Origin of the sequence: Acinetobacter sp. CIP 102136 (assembly GCF_000369685.1) — a bacterium.
GTDB classification, from domain to species: Bacteria; Pseudomonadota; Gammaproteobacteria; order Pseudomonadales; family Moraxellaceae; genus Acinetobacter; species Acinetobacter fasciculus.
Map to the genome: position 1 here is coordinate 281244 of NZ_KB850141.1, position 14388 is coordinate 295631.

General features: G+C 43.7%; 18 protein-coding genes. 10 read left to right on the top strand and 8 right to left on the bottom strand.

Annotated elements, in window-relative coordinates:
* The first annotated feature begins 128 nt into the window (after positions 1-128).
* From F893_RS04170 to F893_RS04190, 5 genes are all read left to right on the top strand, one after another.
* Positions 129-740: a DUF1285 domain-containing protein gene (locus F893_RS04170; protein WP_005250512.1), complete on the top strand. Its 612-nt coding sequence runs from the start codon at positions 129-131 to the stop codon at positions 738-740.
* Between the two features lie 48 nt (positions 741-788).
* Positions 789-1661, top strand: a complete 873-nt coding sequence (gene murI / locus F893_RS04175; protein ID WP_005250514.1) for a glutamate racemase — start codon at positions 789-791, stop codon at positions 1659-1661.
* A gap of 116 nt (positions 1662-1777) precedes the next feature.
* Positions 1778-2806: a DUF4062 domain-containing protein gene (locus tag F893_RS04180; RefSeq protein WP_005102932.1), complete on the top strand. Its 1029-nt coding sequence runs from the start codon at positions 1778-1780 to the stop codon at positions 2804-2806.
* Positions 2807-2871: 65 nt separating this feature from the next.
* A complete protein-coding gene (gene hemH / locus F893_RS04185) occupies positions 2872-3885 on the top strand; it encodes a ferrochelatase (RefSeq protein ID WP_005250516.1) in 1014 nt (337 codons plus the stop codon).
* A gap of 22 nt (positions 3886-3907) precedes the next feature.
* Positions 3908-4552, top strand: a complete 645-nt coding sequence (locus tag F893_RS04190) for an MBL fold metallo-hydrolase (protein WP_005245863.1) — start codon at positions 3908-3910, stop codon at positions 4550-4552.
* A 40-nt stretch (positions 4553-4592) separates the two neighbouring features.
* Here the strand turns inward: F893_RS04190 and F893_RS04195 are convergent, their stop codons facing one another.
* The 3 genes from F893_RS04195 to F893_RS04205 form a co-directional block, all read right to left on the bottom strand.
* Positions 4593-4775, bottom strand: a complete 183-nt coding sequence (locus tag F893_RS04195) for a hypothetical protein (RefSeq protein ID WP_004278555.1) — start codon at positions 4773-4775, stop codon at positions 4593-4595.
* A 154-nt stretch (positions 4776-4929) separates the two neighbouring features.
* Positions 4930-5676: an IS5-like element ISAba31 family transposase gene (locus tag F893_RS04200; protein WP_005250519.1), complete on the bottom strand. Its 747-nt coding sequence runs from the start codon at positions 5674-5676 to the stop codon at positions 4930-4932.
* 133 nt (positions 5677-5809) lie between these two features.
* Positions 5810-5983, bottom strand: coding sequence for a DNA gyrase inhibitor YacG (locus F893_RS04205; RefSeq protein ID WP_004278554.1), 174 nt, complete (start codon positions 5981-5983; stop codon positions 5810-5812).
* 84 nt (positions 5984-6067) lie between these two features.
* Between F893_RS04205 and F893_RS04210 the strand changes: the two genes are divergently transcribed.
* A complete protein-coding gene (locus tag F893_RS04210; RefSeq protein WP_171066769.1) occupies positions 6068-6712 on the top strand; it encodes a class I SAM-dependent methyltransferase in 645 nt (214 codons plus the stop codon).
* A gap of 4 nt (positions 6713-6716) precedes the next feature.
* A complete protein-coding gene (locus F893_RS04215; RefSeq protein ID WP_005250524.1) occupies positions 6717-7916 on the top strand; it encodes a TIGR03862 family flavoprotein in 1200 nt (399 codons plus the stop codon).
* Between the two features lie 133 nt (positions 7917-8049).
* Here F893_RS04215 and F893_RS04220 read toward each other — a convergent pair whose 3' ends face one another.
* Complete coding sequence (locus F893_RS04220; RefSeq protein WP_005250526.1) at positions 8050-8640, bottom strand: hypothetical protein; 591 nt, start codon at positions 8638-8640, stop codon at positions 8050-8052.
* Positions 8641-8655: 15 nt separating this feature from the next.
* Positions 8656-9432, bottom strand: coding sequence for a class I SAM-dependent methyltransferase (locus F893_RS04225; RefSeq protein ID WP_005250527.1), 777 nt, complete (start codon positions 9430-9432; stop codon positions 8656-8658).
* Positions 9433-9545: 113 nt separating this feature from the next.
* Here F893_RS04225 and F893_RS04230 point away from each other — a divergent pair, with 113 nt between their 5' ends.
* The 3 genes from F893_RS04230 (at position 9546) to F893_RS04240 (ending at position 12186) form a co-directional block, all read left to right on the top strand.
* Complete coding sequence (locus F893_RS04230; protein ID WP_005250529.1) at positions 9546-10817, top strand: hypothetical protein; 1272 nt, start codon at positions 9546-9548, stop codon at positions 10815-10817.
* 125 nt (positions 10818-10942) lie between these two features.
* Positions 10943-11140 carry a hypothetical protein gene (locus F893_RS04235; protein WP_081400832.1) on the top strand — a complete coding sequence of 66 codons (198 nt, stop codon included), beginning with the start codon at positions 10943-10945 and terminating at the stop codon, positions 11138-11140.
* A gap of 89 nt (positions 11141-11229) precedes the next feature.
* The gene (locus F893_RS04240) at positions 11230-12186 is read left to right on the top strand and encodes a 2-hydroxyacid dehydrogenase (RefSeq protein WP_005250532.1); all 957 of its coding nucleotides are present in this window, start codon (positions 11230-11232) and stop codon (positions 12184-12186) included.
* 65 nt (positions 12187-12251) lie between these two features.
* Here F893_RS04240 and F893_RS04245 read toward each other — a convergent pair whose 3' ends face one another.
* The 3 genes from F893_RS04245 to F893_RS04255 all read right to left on the bottom strand — a co-directional run bounded on the left by F893_RS04245 (position 12252) and on the right by F893_RS04255 (position 14367).
* The gene (locus tag F893_RS04245) at positions 12252-12725 is read right to left on the bottom strand and encodes a hypothetical protein (RefSeq protein WP_004729377.1); all 474 of its coding nucleotides are present in this window, start codon (positions 12723-12725) and stop codon (positions 12252-12254) included.
* Between the two features lie 229 nt (positions 12726-12954).
* On the bottom strand, positions 12955-13344 hold the full coding sequence (locus tag F893_RS04250; protein WP_004278545.1) for a hypothetical protein: 390 nt from the start codon (positions 13342-13344) through the stop codon (positions 12955-12957).
* Positions 13345-13416: 72 nt separating this feature from the next.
* Positions 13417-14367: a COG2958 family protein gene (locus tag F893_RS04255; protein ID WP_005250534.1), complete on the bottom strand. Its 951-nt coding sequence runs from the start codon at positions 14365-14367 to the stop codon at positions 13417-13419.
* Between the last annotated feature and the right edge of the window lie 21 nt (positions 14368-14388).

Here is a 14388-nt window from a genome sequence, read left to right on the forward strand (position 1 = left end):
ATAAGTGTTCTTGGTTCCTAGACACAAAAATGCTGGTGTCTTTGATAATCTGGGCTAGTATAGTTTTAAAGCCGGTTTTAGCCAATTGGCTGAAACATATTATTTTTCCGTCATTAAGGTCTTCTTTTATGGATAAGCCAGTACCCAGCACAAATCCGACGAAAAAAGTAACTTATCCCGATGATAAAAATTTAATGGATATCGCACAATACTTAAAAGATGCACAGGGCAGTCACAAAAGGTCAATTCCCCCTTTGGAGCAATGGCAGCCAAAGCATTGTGGCACAATGGATCTGAAAGTTTTAGCCAATGGAGAATGGTGGCACGAAGGTCAATTGATCAAGCGTCAGCCCATGATTGACCTGTTTGCAACGGTGCTCTGGAAAGAAAACGATAAATTCTATCTAAAAACACCAGTAGAAATGATTGAAATTGAAGTGGAAGATGAACCTTTATTTGTCAATCAGGTCGATCAGGTCGAGATCAATGGAGTGACTTATCTGCAACTGGGCACGACTACGCAAGACCTGATTGTTGTCGATGCTGAACATCCAATCTTTATGCGTGAATATAAAGGTGAACTACGGCCTTATGTGCATGTGCGTTTCGGGATCAATGCCCTAATCCAGCACGCTGCATTTTTACATCTGGTCGAGATGGGAGAGCTTGATGAAAATCCGGCAGGCGAAACCGTTTTAAGTTTGAAAAGTGGTGATTTAGACTTGCATTTGAGCACCTGAGGTTTAAGCTTGATCGCTAGAAATTTCAAACAAGCCACTTGCAACGTTATGAGCGCTATTCAACCCATTTCCCAGCTATTAGACCCGATGCCCAATGCCATGGCAGATGCGCCGATTGGTATTTTTGACTCAGGCGTAGGCGGCTTGTCAGTCGCCCTGGAAATTGCCCGCCATTTGCCTAACGAGCGTTTTGTCTATTATGCGGATACTGCGCATGTGCCTTATGGCCCGAGAGATGATCAGGAAATTCGTGCCCTGACGGCTCAGGCGATTGAATGGCTTTATCGTCAAGGTTGTAAAGTTGCGGTGGTGGCTTGTAATACCGCTTCCGCTTTTAGTCTGGATTATTTGCGTGACTATTATGGTGAAAACTTTCCGATTATCGGTTTAGTACCCGCACTTAAACCGGCCGTCCTGAATACCCAGTCGAAAACTGTGGCGGTATTGGCCACGCCTGCAACCTTCCGCGGCCAGCTGATTAAAGATGTCATTTCCCGTTTTGCCGAACCGGCTCAAGTCAAAGTCCTGCCTGTGACCAGTCTGGATCTGGTGCCTTTTGTTGAGGCTGGAGAGCAGATGAGTGCAGCCTGTTTGCAGACATTAAAAGAGATTTTACAACCAGTTGTAGATCAGGGCGCTGATTATTTAGTATTAGGATGTACACATTACCCCTTCCTAAAATCGTCAATTCAGTATATTTTTGGTCAAAAGCTGACATTAATTGACTCAGGATTCGCGGTTGCAAGACAAACGGCCCGAATTTTAATTAAAAATGGGTTATTATTTGAGCATGAGTCTAAAGAAAGCGTGAAAATTGAATTGGTGGTGAGTGGGCAGAATGCTGAACAGCTCCGACCGATTTTGCAGCACCTGATTCCGGCCGATTTAAAATGGCAGGTCAGTAATATGAGTGCAGTTTAAAACTCATTTTTATAATTTAAGAAGAAAGATATTTTGATTGTGGGGTGGCCATATTGGGTAAAGAAGCATGTGATGATGCATTTTTTACCCAAATGTACAGGAGAAGAGGATAGCCCATGCTGGATAAACGGTACCAAGTGTTCATCTCAACCTCTGGGGCAGAAATGCAACCGGAGCGTATCATTCTGTCTCAAACACTGGTAGGAATGGGGTTTTTCTCGTGGGGACTGGAACAGCGTACACCGCTGAATACTGCATTTGCACGCCGCCAGATTGATGACTGTGATTATGTCGTGATTCTGCTGGGAAGCCAGTATGGAGAGCAGTCGGTATCGGGTGTTGGCTATATGCATCTCGAATATATTTATGCAGTGACCAAGCAAAAACCGATTATTGTGTTTATGCATGATGATCCGGCATCACGTGAAAGTGCATTGCATGATGCCAAACCGGAATTACAGGAAAAATTTAAGGAATTCCGTCAGTTATTACAGCAGGAAGTCGATCAGGTCTTTACTTACCGCAGCCTGCGCGATCTGGAAATGGCAGTGCGTTTTAACATGCCGCAAATGTTGGAGCGCTATCCGGTGACTGGCTGGGTGCGTCCGCAAAATACTCAGGCGCTACATGACGAAATTGACCAGCTGAAAGCCAAAGTGGCTCAACTGGAACGTGATGGTGGAACTGCAGAAGTTGATCCATTCCTAAGCTTGCCCAAAGTAGCGATGCATGAAATTTTTTCTTTTGAATACCGGATGCATGCTTATCAGGATGGTAACTTCAAGGAAATCAAAGTCCAGAAGAAACTGACTTGGGCACAATTGTTGGCGTTGCTGGGCTCCACCTTTGTCAATCCGACCCCTGAGGAATTTTTCTCGAAGCGCATGAATGAATATCTGAATGAAACCGGTTTGCAGGATGCACGGGTACAGATGCCGCGTGCACATGCAGTGGCGCGTGCCCAGATGAATATCCGTGCCTTGCATAGTTTAAAAATTCAAATGCGCCAGAATGACTGGATTGTGCCATCCGGTCGTGATGACCGACAGCGCATGCTGTGGCAGATCACGCCAAAAGCGCAAAAATTGCTGGATAGCAGCTTGCTGGATTTAGATCGCACTTTTCAATATAAGTCAGCGTATTAATCCATAGAGAGAATAAATAAAAAGCTGTTAAAGTACAGGGGTTGATATCCTGACGGACGAACTGAATGTATTCTACTGCTAAAGCGAAAGTGACGATTATATTGGCAAACTTGGGCACACCAGATGAGCCTACGATTCCTGCGGTACGCCGTTTTCTCAAGCAGTTTTTATCCGACCAGCGTGTGATTGAGATTCCCAAACCGATTTGGCAAATCATTCTGCGCTTATTCATTTTACCCTTCCGTCCAAAGCGGGTATCACAGGCTTATGCACAAGTATGGGGACAGGATTCACCGATGCGTGAAATTCTGTTTGAGCAGGTCAGCGCAGTCAAGACACATCTCACCCAGCTGTATCCACAGTTTGAACTGAATGTGGTGCCCGCCATGACCTATGGCAATCCCAACATTCAGGATGTCTTGGCACAAGTCTCCGCGCAGCCACAGGAACACGTGATTCTATTTCCCCTGTTTCCCCAATATTCAGCCACGTCGACCGCACCTTTATACGATGCAGTGGCGAAATGGGTGGTTCAACAGCGCAATTTACCCGGTTTGACAGTGATCCGGGATTATTATCAACATCCTTTATTTATCCAGTCGCTGGCTCAAAGTGTACGTGACTATCAGGCAATTCATGGTAAGCCAGAAAAATTGTTAATGTCTTTCCACGGCATTCCACAGCCCTATGCCGATAAAGGCGATCCTTATGCCGACCGTTGCCGCATAACTGGTAAGCTGTTAGCTAAAGCCCTGGGTTTAAGCGAAGATCAATATGCGATCAGCTTCCAGTCACGGTTTGGCAAGCAGGAATGGATCAAGCCCTATACCGATGTTTTGCTTGAAGATTGGGCGAAACAGGGGGTGAAATCAATTCAGGTGATGAGTCCGGCATTTTCCGCGGACTGTCTGGAAACGCTTGAAGAGCTGGCAATTGAAAATGCCGAGGCTTTTAAAGCACTCGGCGGTGAAAGCTATAGTTATATTCCTGCTTTAAATAGCCGTGAAGATCATTTGCGATTGCTCAATAGTCTGCTACAGGCTAATCTGGATGCATTGACACAGACACTTGCTCATTAACTTGCCCGAGGTTTTTCACCCCATGTTACAAGTCAAAATTGTTCCGGTTACTGCATTTCAGCAAAACTGTTCGATCGTTTGGGATGCGGACACTAAAGAAGCCATTTTGATTGATGCAGGGGGCGAACCTGAAAAACTCAAAGCTGAAGTTGAAGCGCTGGGTTTAACGGTTAAAGCCTTGTGGCTCACTCATGGCCATCTGGATCATGCGGGTGCGGTGGGTGCATTAAAAAAGGCCTGGAATGTACCGGTAATCGGACCACATAAGGAAGATGCATTCTGGCTTGACATGATTCAAGAAGTTTCGGCACGTTATGGTTTTCCGATTCCGGAAAAAGTTGAAGTGACCCAGTGGCTGGAAGGTGGTGAAGTGCTCAAACTCGGCAATGAGGAGTTCGAAGTGCGTTTTGCTCCAGGCCATACGCCGGGTCACGTGATGTTCTATAACAAAAATTATGACTTGTTATGGACAGGTGATGTCTTGTTCAAAGGCTCAATTGGCCGGACTGATTTCCCGCGTGGCAATCATCAACAGCTCTTAGATTCAATTCAGCGTGAATGTTTCAGCCTGCCAGATGAAACTCAATTCATTTCAGGACATGGGCCGATCAGCACCATTGGTTTTGAAAAGCAGCATAATCCGTTTGTTGCAGGTAAAGCGGGTTAAAAGCGTAAATAAAAGACCAACATAGTTTGGTCTTTTATCTTTATTCTGAAAAGGGATTATTGCGAAGTTGTCGCGTTTGCATGTGTATGAGCCAAGCGGCAAAAGCAAAAAGCACACCCAATACAATAAATAAACTATCTTGTTGGAAAATGCCGACTCCCAACGAAAGAAGTGCGAGTAGACCAACCCCAATTAATATGACTCTTAAAATAATATAACCCATATTATTGCTCTAAAAATAATGTGAAAATTTAGAGTAGAACAATAATACTAAGGCTTTATGAAAGATGTTAATTCGTGTTGCTTTATCTAAGTAATTTTATAAAATTCATATGATTTATTTAGGGTCTGTTGACATTTACTGTTCATAATTAACCTTATAAAGGTAGCCATAAAAATATACAGGCTAAAGCAACAGAACTTTGATAATTTCTTTTGAGCTTGTCATATCGAGTAGCTATTCCTCTAAATTGCTTTAATCTACAAAACATATTTTCAACTAAATGCCTGATTTTATATAAATACCAGTCCATATGGTCATTGTTCGATTGGCTATTTGTTTTCTTTGGTATATTCGCTTTAGTCCCTGTTTTCCTGATCTGTTCACGCAGTAGTTCTGAATCATAGCCTTTATCTGCACATACCACTTTTGTCTCTTTTAAATCTAATGTTGATATTAAATCAGGTGCAACTTTAACATCATGTGTGGTTCCATCGGTAATCATGAAATCAATAGGATTGCCATGTGCATCAACAATCAAATGTATTTTTGAGGAGTTTCCTCCTACACTTTTAGAAATAGATTGATTCGCTATGCCGGCAGAATGTTGATGAGCACGTACATGAGAGCCATCAATAAAAATCCACTCCATATCGGGGCATGAGGCTAGTAATTTGAATAATCTAAGTAACTTACCGCTGCTTGACCAACGATTAAAACGTTTGAAAATAGAGTTTGAATGACCAAAACAGCAAGGAATATCTCGCCACGGACAGCCTGTTCTAATTCTATAAAGAATAGCTTCAATAAAATTGCGTAAATTTGAGTTGTGGTGAATGGATAAATTACGCAGAATAACTTTCAACTTTTGCCAGTGTTGATCTGTCAGCATGGTACGAGGCATAGCGAATAGTAAAATTGGGTTTGGCGATTTGATTTTACTACTTCGCTATTTTTTTAAGCTAAAAGTGTCAACACACCCTACTTAATTTCGACAAGATTCTGCTTTCAGACAGAATTTTCGACAGGGAAGACCTTTATTCTTCGCTGTTATCGGCTTGCGGTGCATCTTGGGTGGGCAAACTATATTCCTCATTGGCCCAAGCCCCCAGATCAATCATCTTGCAACGTTCTGAGCAAAAAGGACGGAATTCATTATCTTCCCATGTGGTCAGCTTGCCACAGCGCGGACAGTTTAAAGTGGTAGGCATGGGACGACTCCAAAGAAAAATAAAGGTTCGATTAGGCAAATATAGCCGCGCTTGTTAGACTTATGCGGTTTTTATTAGTTTGATCTGATTATGCCGATTCGTCAATTTCAAGCACAGCGTATGCATGCGCCCCGTGATTTTCAAAGCATCAGTCCTGAACCGGTCTGCGTTGAAGTGGGAGCGGGTAAAGGTAAACATGCCTTGTTATTCAGCAAGAACAATCCCGACACTCAACTGATTGCAATTGAACGTACCCGTGAAAAATTTCTGGCGATGCAAAAACAGCATGCTGTTGAGGGTCAAACTAATTTACAAACCGTTCATGCCGATGCTTTACCGTGGATCGTGCATGCACTGTATCCGCAGCAGGTAGAACAATTCTTTATTTTATATCCAAATCCTGAACCGCATAATCCGGCACAGCGCTGGGTCAATATGCCATTTTTTGAGTTTCTGCTTTCCCGCGTGAAAACCGGTGGAACGATTACGCTGGCCAGTAATATTCCTGCCTATATCGAAGAAGCAGAAATACAAGTGCGAGAGCTCTGGAAGCTACCTTTTGTCAAAGAAGTGATTGCTGCAGATTCGGCGCGTACCCATTTTGAAATTAAATATCTGGAGCGCGGTGAACTATGCCAGCAACTGATCATCAGCAAGCCTGAAACTTATGTGACACGTTTTGATGATTTCCAGCCTTTGCAAGGGCAGAATGCCACCGTCTCGGAATAATCAGATGAGCAAACGCATTGCTATTGTGGGCGCAGGCCCCGCAGGCTTAATGGCAGCAGAAGTGCTCAGTCAGTTTGATTATGAGCTGCATGTTTATGAGCAAAAACCGTCTGCTGCGCGTAAATTCCTGATGGCAGGCAAAACCGGTCTGAATATTTCCCATGCCGAGCCTGTGCCACAGTTTGTACAACGTTATGATCAGGTGGAGTGGTTGTCACCTTGGATCAAACGCTGGGATGCGCTCTGGATTCAAGACTGGATGAAACAGCTCGGTATAGAGCCTTATATCGATTCGTCTGGCCGGGTATTTCCCACAGAGATGAAAGCCGCACCTTTACTGCGTGCCTGGCTCAAGCGGTTGGCCAATCATGGTGTCCAGTTTCATTACCGGCATAAAGTCAGCCAGTTGCAGCAGCAACAACTTGAGCTGCATGATCTGAAAAATAATGAACATCGCACTGAACACTTTGATGCCATTATTCTGGCTTGTGGCGCAGTGTCCTGGTCAGCGTTGGGTAGTGATGGTGCATGGCAAGCTTGGTTAAAGCCGGACGAAATTGAGCCATTTCAAGCCAGTAATGCCGGGGTGGAATATCCGTGGTCTCGGTTTATGCAACCGGTCTTTGGTCAACCTTTAAAGCGGGTTGAGGCATGGTTAGGGCAAGGTGAAAAGACCGTTGGCGATATCGTAATTAGCCATTACGGTCTGGAAAGTGGCCTGATCTATAAGCAGGGTCGTGGCTTACGCGAGCAACTAAAACAGGGGCAGCCTATGCAGCTGTATCTGGATCTCTTCCCAAATCAAAGTATCGAACAGCTTGTGCAAAAATTACAGCCAAGCAAGAAGCAGTCGTTAACTAATGTCTGGCGTAAAGCTGGATTGGATGGTGCCAAGGCGGCTCTGGTACGGGAACTGGTGGCCAAAGCGGTATGGCAAGATGCTGCTGAATTAGCCAAAAAAATTAAACATTTGACTATTCCACTCACAGGTTTCCGCCCGATTGAAGAGGCGATTAGCTGTGCAGGTGGTGTCAAGCGTGAAGTGTTGTCAGAACAGCTGCAACTTAAATCCAATCCGTATGTTTTTCTTTGTGGGGAAATGCTGGACTGGGATGCACCGACAGGCGGCTATCTGCTGACCGCCTGTTTTGCCACAGGGCGTGCAGCGGGTGAAGGCGTGCATCAGTTTCTGACAGCAGATTAAGTCATTTCTGGCGCTTCTGCTGAGATTCAGGCTCAGCAAAACAGGTCTTGCTCATCCACGCTGTTTTAAAGCTGCCAGTTCAGCTTAGATTATTTTTGTATTTAATCTAAGCTGTGTGCAAACTTAAAATGCTTTACGGTTCCTTCACTTGCCGGGAAGCGGGTTCTTTCTCGGCGAGATCTGGATATTGCGAACGCCAGCGTTCCAGCTGTTCTTGGGCGTGTAGATATTTCCCTAGACCCTTTACATTCTCACTGGCTTCATTCACGGGCGCAGCTTGAGTCTTGGGAGTATTGAGTAATTTGTCCTGATGTTCCCAGTACTGATACATCAAGCCCTGAATATAACGGCCCTGTTCGGTTTTCAGTTCTAAAGCCTTCAACATATTCAATGCTGACTGGACATGATCTCGCTGACGTTGCTGGACAAATTCTTCTGTCATATTTTCATCATCGCGCATGCTGTTTAATTCTTTTTCCAGGTCGCTGCTCATTTCCTGAAAGCGCTGTTCATAATCCGTCAATGCAGCAATATCATGTGGATCATCGGCAGTTTTAGGGAAGTCTTTAAGTGGCTCGGTTTTCAGTTCCTGCATGACTTGATCTGAAGCCGTATTATCTGTTGTCGCTTCAGTCGGAGTTTCGGTCGTTTTCTGGTCACATGCCATCAGCAGCATGGCCGCAGCGAACAACAGCGTTCGTGTCATTCCTGGTATTTTATGCATGATCGCCTCCTGTTTTTAATTACTTTTCTTGAACACATAGATATGGGTGACATAAGGAAAATCGATCATTTCCTCTGCGCTTTTGGCTGTATATTGCTGGATGATCTGTTCAAATTGTTGTTTTAACTGTGCCTGCTGCTGTTCAGGCATGGCTGCAATAAAACTAGTCGAGAGCAGCCGCTTGGATACCACCTGCTCGACACTGCCATGCTGTTGCTGGGTCATTGTGGTTTCTGCATAGGGCTGAAATAGCGTTTGCTGTGCAAAGACCTCGCGCCAGGTGCCGCTATGATAGCGCGGCGTATCGCCTTCCAAGGGGGCAATACAATCGGCCAAGGCCTGAACCCAGTCGATCCGAGTATCGCGCTGATTCCAAATTAACACCAGATAACCCTGCGGTTTGAGTACCCGATCTAATTCTTGTAAGGTATCAGAATCGGCAAACCAGTGAAATGACTGTGCACAAAATACCGCATTCAGGCTATGATCAGGCAGGGGAAGTTGATGGCTAACGCCTTCAATTGCATGAATGTCCGGATGCGCCTGTTTTAATTGAGCCAGCATTTCCGGGACAGGATCAATTGCGATAATGTGCTTACTGAGCGGGCGTAAATAGGGGATAAACTTGCCGGTGCCGCTGCCCAAATCCAAAAGATGCGCATCTGCAGGCAAAGCCAGCGTTTCACTCAGCCACTGGCTGATTTCTGCCGGATAATCGGGACGCACTTGCTGATAGAGCTCAGCCGACGCACTAAAACCCCGTTTTGCTGCAGGATGTAATGATTGTGTCATATTTTGCGCTTTTTAATCTTTTTGATCGATATAAAATAGCATATTCACTTTTTTGACAGCGTTCATTGACTGAATTGTTGTGGAAGGGTTCGATTTACCAGCACGGGAAAGTTATGGACAAGCAGATTGTTTTTGAAGATGAACATATACGCGCGATTTTTATGCCGGGCTCCTCTTCAGAACTGATTTTTTCATTTGGCGATTTGATTACCCGTGCCAAGGGCCTCAACATCAATGCAGAAAAGTCACTGGCGAAATTCGAGTTTAATGTACTTGGTATTATGCCCAAGCATAAATCCTGGTTTCCACAAGGTTCCATGTGGAACATGTTGCAAGCCATCGCAGATCTGATTGAGCCGTTTCAGCAGCGTATTGCCTATGGCGGTTCGATGGGCGGCTATGCTGCGATCAAGTATTCCCGTGCCTTGGGCGTACAACGGGTGGTGGCGATGGTGCCGCAATATTCGATTGATCCGGAAGATGTACATGATGCCCGCTATAACATGTTCTATCAGCCAGAGCTGAATACAAATATGCGGGTTGCAGTCGAAGATATCGACAACGCCTGCGAATATATTATTGTCTATGATCCTTACTGTGCCGAAGATCGTGCCCATTATCTGAAATTAGAGGCGCTGATTCCGCATCATCATGTGCTGCATTTGCCTTTTACCGGACATGATGCGATCGCAGTTTTGGCTAGTTCCGAATTGCTCTATGACTTTTTGGTGCATGAATATGAGCCAAGTTATTTCTACCAGAAAATGCGTCGGGTCAAGAAAAACAGCAAGTTCTACTACCGCAAGGTGATCGAAAATGTCTTGCCACGGCACCGCATGGCCTTGGGACACATTCTGAAAAATAATGATCTGCAACTGGATAACCAGTTTTTTGATGCCAGCCAGAAACAGGTTATTTTGCGGGAACTGTTACGCAATAAACAGGTCGATCAGCATGACCTGCTCAAGCTCGGCATTCATGTGAATTTGCCGCAGGAAAATCGTCAGCTGTTATTGGACCACTATGGGCATGGTCTGGTATTTAATGTCATCAGCCATAAAATCGAAAGTTATGCAGAAGGTGCAATTGCCCTGAACCATAAATTCCTGATTCCGATTTATGCCAAAGGTAATGGTTTATTAAGCATTAACCTGAATGATGAACGTTATCTGGTGGTGATGAATGACCGGCACATCATGAAACTGATCAAGGAACAGGATGAGCTTAGTCTGGGCATGCACCCGATTTTAATGAAGCGTTATAGCGATTTTTATATGTTTAGCTATAAGCAGCTGAATCTGAGTACCAATGAGTATGGGGCTGCTGCTTTTATCGAAGATAGTGACAAAAATACGCAGTTTGTGACGCACAGCGAGATAAATTAACTAAAAATTTTTATAAAAAACAATTACTTGAATTGTGATGAGCTTGGCATAATATGGAGATAAGCGGTATAAATAATAAACCAATTATATCGTTCCCGATGGTTGAAACGAAGAAGGGGATCTCTATGATGCAAGCGACTCGGATGATGCAAGTATGTTTTATCTTCGGTTTGATTCTACCTAATCTGGCACATGCAGAAACTGTGCATCCTGCAGTGATCATGGTCAGCGCGTCCATCATCTTTATGATTATTCTGTCCGTGTATGTGGTGTATCGTATCCGCAAGTCACTACGTAATCATATGGATAAACCGCTGGATTAATTGCATCAGGCTGGAAACGGGTTGAAAAGACTCAATGACTTGTTTTAAATGACAGACATAAATTGTCAAACAGGATTGAGGGAACAGCCATGAAAGCCGTTTATTTAGACTATGCTTCTTTAGACCAGCAGGATTTGGACTTTCAGGCACTGCATGCAGTATTTGATTCACTAGTTTTGTATCCGGCGACCTCGGCTGCCGAGATTGCATCCCGTGTAGCTGGTTTCGATGTCATCATTACGAATAAGGTGATGATCGATGCAGCTACGATTCAGCAATGCCCTCAACTCAAACTCATTTTAATCTCTGCAACCGGCACCAATAATGTCGACCTTGAGGCGGCCAAAGCGCAAGGGATCGTCGTGTGTAACTGTCAGGCTTATGGCACTTCGGCAGTCGCGCAGCATACCATCATGTTGATGCTCAATCTGGCGACTTCATTCCTGTCTTATCAACGTGCATTAGAACAAGGCGAATGGCAAAAAGCCAGTCAGTTCTGTTTGCTGGATGCGCCAATTGTCGAGCTGGCCGGAAAAACATTGGGCATTGTGGGTTATGGCGAACTGGGCCATGCGGTGGCGAAACTGGCCGAAGCCTTTGGCATGAAAGTGCTTATTGCCGCGCTGCCAAATCGTCCGGCGAATGCATCTCGTGCGCCATTTGCCGAGCTACTTCCTCAAGTCGATTTTTTAACTTTGCATTGTCCACTCACTGAAGATACCCACCATTTAATCAGTCATACTGAGCTGGATGCAATGAAAAGCAGCGCATTTTTAATTAACTGTGCGCGTGGCGGAATTGTCGATGAAGCGGCATTGGCTGAGGCTCTGCGTGCAGGCAAGATTGCCGGTGCAGCGACAGATGTTCTAACGGTAGAACCACCGAAACAGGGCAATGTGCTGCTCGACTCTACGATTCCCAACCTGATTGTGACACCGCATAATGCCTGGGGCAGTGTCGATGCAAGACAACGGATTGTGGATCAAATGGTCGAAAATGTAGCAGCATTTAAACAGGGTCAGCCGATTCGACAGGTCAATTCATAGATCGCGTCGATACAAGGTAATAGTTTTATTTTCTAAAAATTAAAAAAGCCCATCACGGGCTTTTTTTATAAATCGGTTACCGCATAACTGGTAGCTGATCCTGACTGGGGTTGAGTCTGTGGTGTATTTGGGTTTTGCGTCGCACTCGACTGGCTTAAAGGCTGCTGCACGATAGGTGCCTGTTGTGAATTTCCACGCCAGACTTCTTTGGTCTGCTGGATTTTCTGACCGGTTTGTTGGGCTGCCTGAGTTGCACCCTGATCTACTTTTTGCAGTGTATCAGAGGTTGCAGATTTGGTATTGCTCCAGGCCCGGTCTACCCCCGGCTTGATTTTGGCAATGCCTTTTTCCGTTGCTTCACCGACTTTCTCAGCAGTATTAATCACGCCTTCCTGTGCTTTATAAGCAAAGACATGCAGCAGGTTCGGATTTTCACCATAAGGCTTAACCGGTTTAGCAGACTGAGTCGTGGTTTGTGCGAATGCTGGAACAGAAAGCATTAAAGCTGTCGTTAAAATAATTGGGGTTTTGATATTCATTATGGATCGACCTCGAATTCGTCTAAGTGCGGTCTGAGTTTGTTTTTCAGTGTAACGGATAATGGGCCAAAAACAATGAATATCCTGTGAAGAGTGCAGAGCTTTCAGGTGGATCTGTGCCGAAATATTGTAATTTTTAAAGAAAGGGCAGTAGAAATTAGCCCAAGTGTCGAATTGATTTTTAGCAAAATAAAAGCCCTGTTCTTAGACTAGAAACAAGGCGATTTTTTTAGTCACATTGTGTCAGGGCATCTTTGGCGAAATGTTCGCGTAAGCTGACAAAGTTCTTTTGTACGCCTGCATCGTGCAGGTCAAATTTTTGTGCAGTGCTAGTACCGTCGCGCTGGAAAGTCGCTGAGCCGGCATCGATTAGAGTCATACCTTTAAATGACCATTGTTCAATGACACGGTTATTGCCAATATCGCCGGTGAATTCAATCACGCATTTGTCGAGAAATTTGGTCAGTTTTGCCTTGTTGTTGGTGGTAGCTGGAACAACTTCGAGGTTTTGGACTTCCTGTAAGACGCCAACCTGAAGCTGTGGGATTTTTGGTGCAGATGTACAAGCTGTAACTGCGATACTCGCAAGACCAGTCAGAATGAGTGTTTTAAATTTCATATGATTCTTTCTTGTTGAGTGTTGTTAGGTTGAGTATAGGGAATCGGTTAGAAAATGACTATAGCTCAATGATTAACGATTCCAATCCTGCGTACGAATACGACCAGTTTGATAATAAATTGAGACTAATTCAATAAAATTTTTAAAGTCGGAATTTTCATTTAAAATTCGATTTATTGATTGCCAATCCACTTCTGGTCTCCGGCGAGCAGGAAGCAAAATTTCGCTTTCAGTAGGATTTTCAGGAATTAAAATTATTACACCAATACCATGGAGGGCTGAGAGCATACGAAGTTCTTCTTCAACTTCATTGGTAGAAATTGAGGTCGCAACTAAATATCCTTCATTTGCCCAACTAGAATTACTTACTGCTTGGAAAAAACTACTTCTAATATTTGAGTTATTTAGTTCTTTTTTTACCTCGAATGACCAAAGTCGAACATTTTGTCCAGAACTATGCTTTACACAAGTTTTAACTAGATCATTCCATTTATTATCTAATGCTTGCATTGCCACAATATCTGGATGTAGCCATTGATTACCATTTTGTCCTCTAGTATTTGATGATCTTTTTTCATCAATTCTTAATGTAAGCAAATTGAGTTCTTGGGATAGGTATTCTATCAATACAGGATATAAGTCATATTCTGAAAATATTTTTTCTTGAATCGATGGGGGATTATTGTCTTCTGCATCAATAATTAATGAATTATGGAAGTCAATTCCTTTTACTGGTGAAAGATTTGAAGTTGGTTCATACCAATATTGGCGTGGACTTGGTTTTTCTTGATATTTTACACAAGGATTATTTTGAATTAAGTCTGGGAAAATACTATATAACTCTCGAATAACTTGTTGTTTAAAAGCACTTTCATTGTTTTCAAATTTAATATTATTTCTTTTCTCAATATAGTCTTGAGGATATGTAGCAATTAATTTATCAGCAATAAATCTAGCTGTAAATTTTTGGTTAGGATTAGATTTTAAAAATTCTAATGCTTTTTGTGCTTGTGATAATTTCATATTATTGAGAAAAATAAAAAA

Excerpts from the sequence above, each read along its gene's own strand:
- F893_RS04180 (WP_005102932.1), top strand. The coding sequence starts at position 1,778 with ATGCTGGATAAACGGTACCAAGTGTTCATCTCAACCTCTGGGGCAGAA.
- F893_RS04190 (WP_005245863.1), top strand. The coding sequence starts at position 3,908 with ATGTTACAAGTCAAAATTGTTCCGGTTACTGCATTTCAGCAAAACTGT.
- F893_RS04240 (WP_005250532.1), top strand. The coding sequence starts at position 11,230 with ATGAAAGCCGTTTATTTAGACTATGCTTCTTTAGACCAGCAGGATTTG.
- F893_RS04170 (WP_005250512.1), top strand. The coding sequence starts at position 129 with ATGGATAAGCCAGTACCCAGCACAAATCCGACGAAAAAAGTAACTTAT.
- F893_RS04200 (WP_005250519.1), bottom strand. The coding sequence starts at position 5,676 with ATGCCTCGTACCATGCTGACAGATCAACACTGGCAAAAGTTGAAAGTT.
- F893_RS04215 (WP_005250524.1), top strand. The coding sequence starts at position 6,717 with ATGAGCAAACGCATTGCTATTGTGGGCGCAGGCCCCGCAGGCTTAATG.
- hemH (WP_005250516.1), top strand. The coding sequence starts at position 2,872 with ATGTATTCTACTGCTAAAGCGAAAGTGACGATTATATTGGCAAACTTG.
- F893_RS04245 (WP_004729377.1), bottom strand. The coding sequence starts at position 12,725 with ATGAATATCAAAACCCCAATTATTTTAACGACAGCTTTAATGCTTTCT.
- F893_RS04205 (WP_004278554.1), bottom strand. The coding sequence starts at position 5,983 with ATGCCTACCACTTTAAACTGTCCGCGCTGTGGCAAGCTGACCACATGG.
- F893_RS04235 (WP_081400832.1), top strand. The coding sequence starts at position 10,943 with ATGATGCAAGCGACTCGGATGATGCAAGTATGTTTTATCTTCGGTTTG.
- F893_RS04225 (WP_005250527.1), bottom strand. The coding sequence starts at position 9,432 with ATGACACAATCATTACATCCTGCAGCAAAACGGGGTTTTAGTGCGTCG.
- F893_RS04220 (WP_005250526.1), bottom strand. The coding sequence starts at position 8,640 with ATGCATAAAATACCAGGAATGACACGAACGCTGTTGTTCGCTGCGGCC.
- F893_RS04230 (WP_005250529.1), top strand. The coding sequence starts at position 9,546 with ATGGACAAGCAGATTGTTTTTGAAGATGAACATATACGCGCGATTTTT.
- murI (WP_005250514.1), top strand. The coding sequence starts at position 789 with ATGAGCGCTATTCAACCCATTTCCCAGCTATTAGACCCGATGCCCAAT.
- F893_RS04195 (WP_004278555.1), bottom strand. The coding sequence starts at position 4,775 with ATGGGTTATATTATTTTAAGAGTCATATTAATTGGGGTTGGTCTACTC.
- F893_RS04255 (WP_005250534.1), bottom strand. The coding sequence starts at position 14,367 with ATGAAATTATCACAAGCACAAAAAGCATTAGAATTTTTAAAATCTAAT.
- F893_RS04250 (WP_004278545.1), bottom strand. The coding sequence starts at position 13,344 with ATGAAATTTAAAACACTCATTCTGACTGGTCTTGCGAGTATCGCAGTT.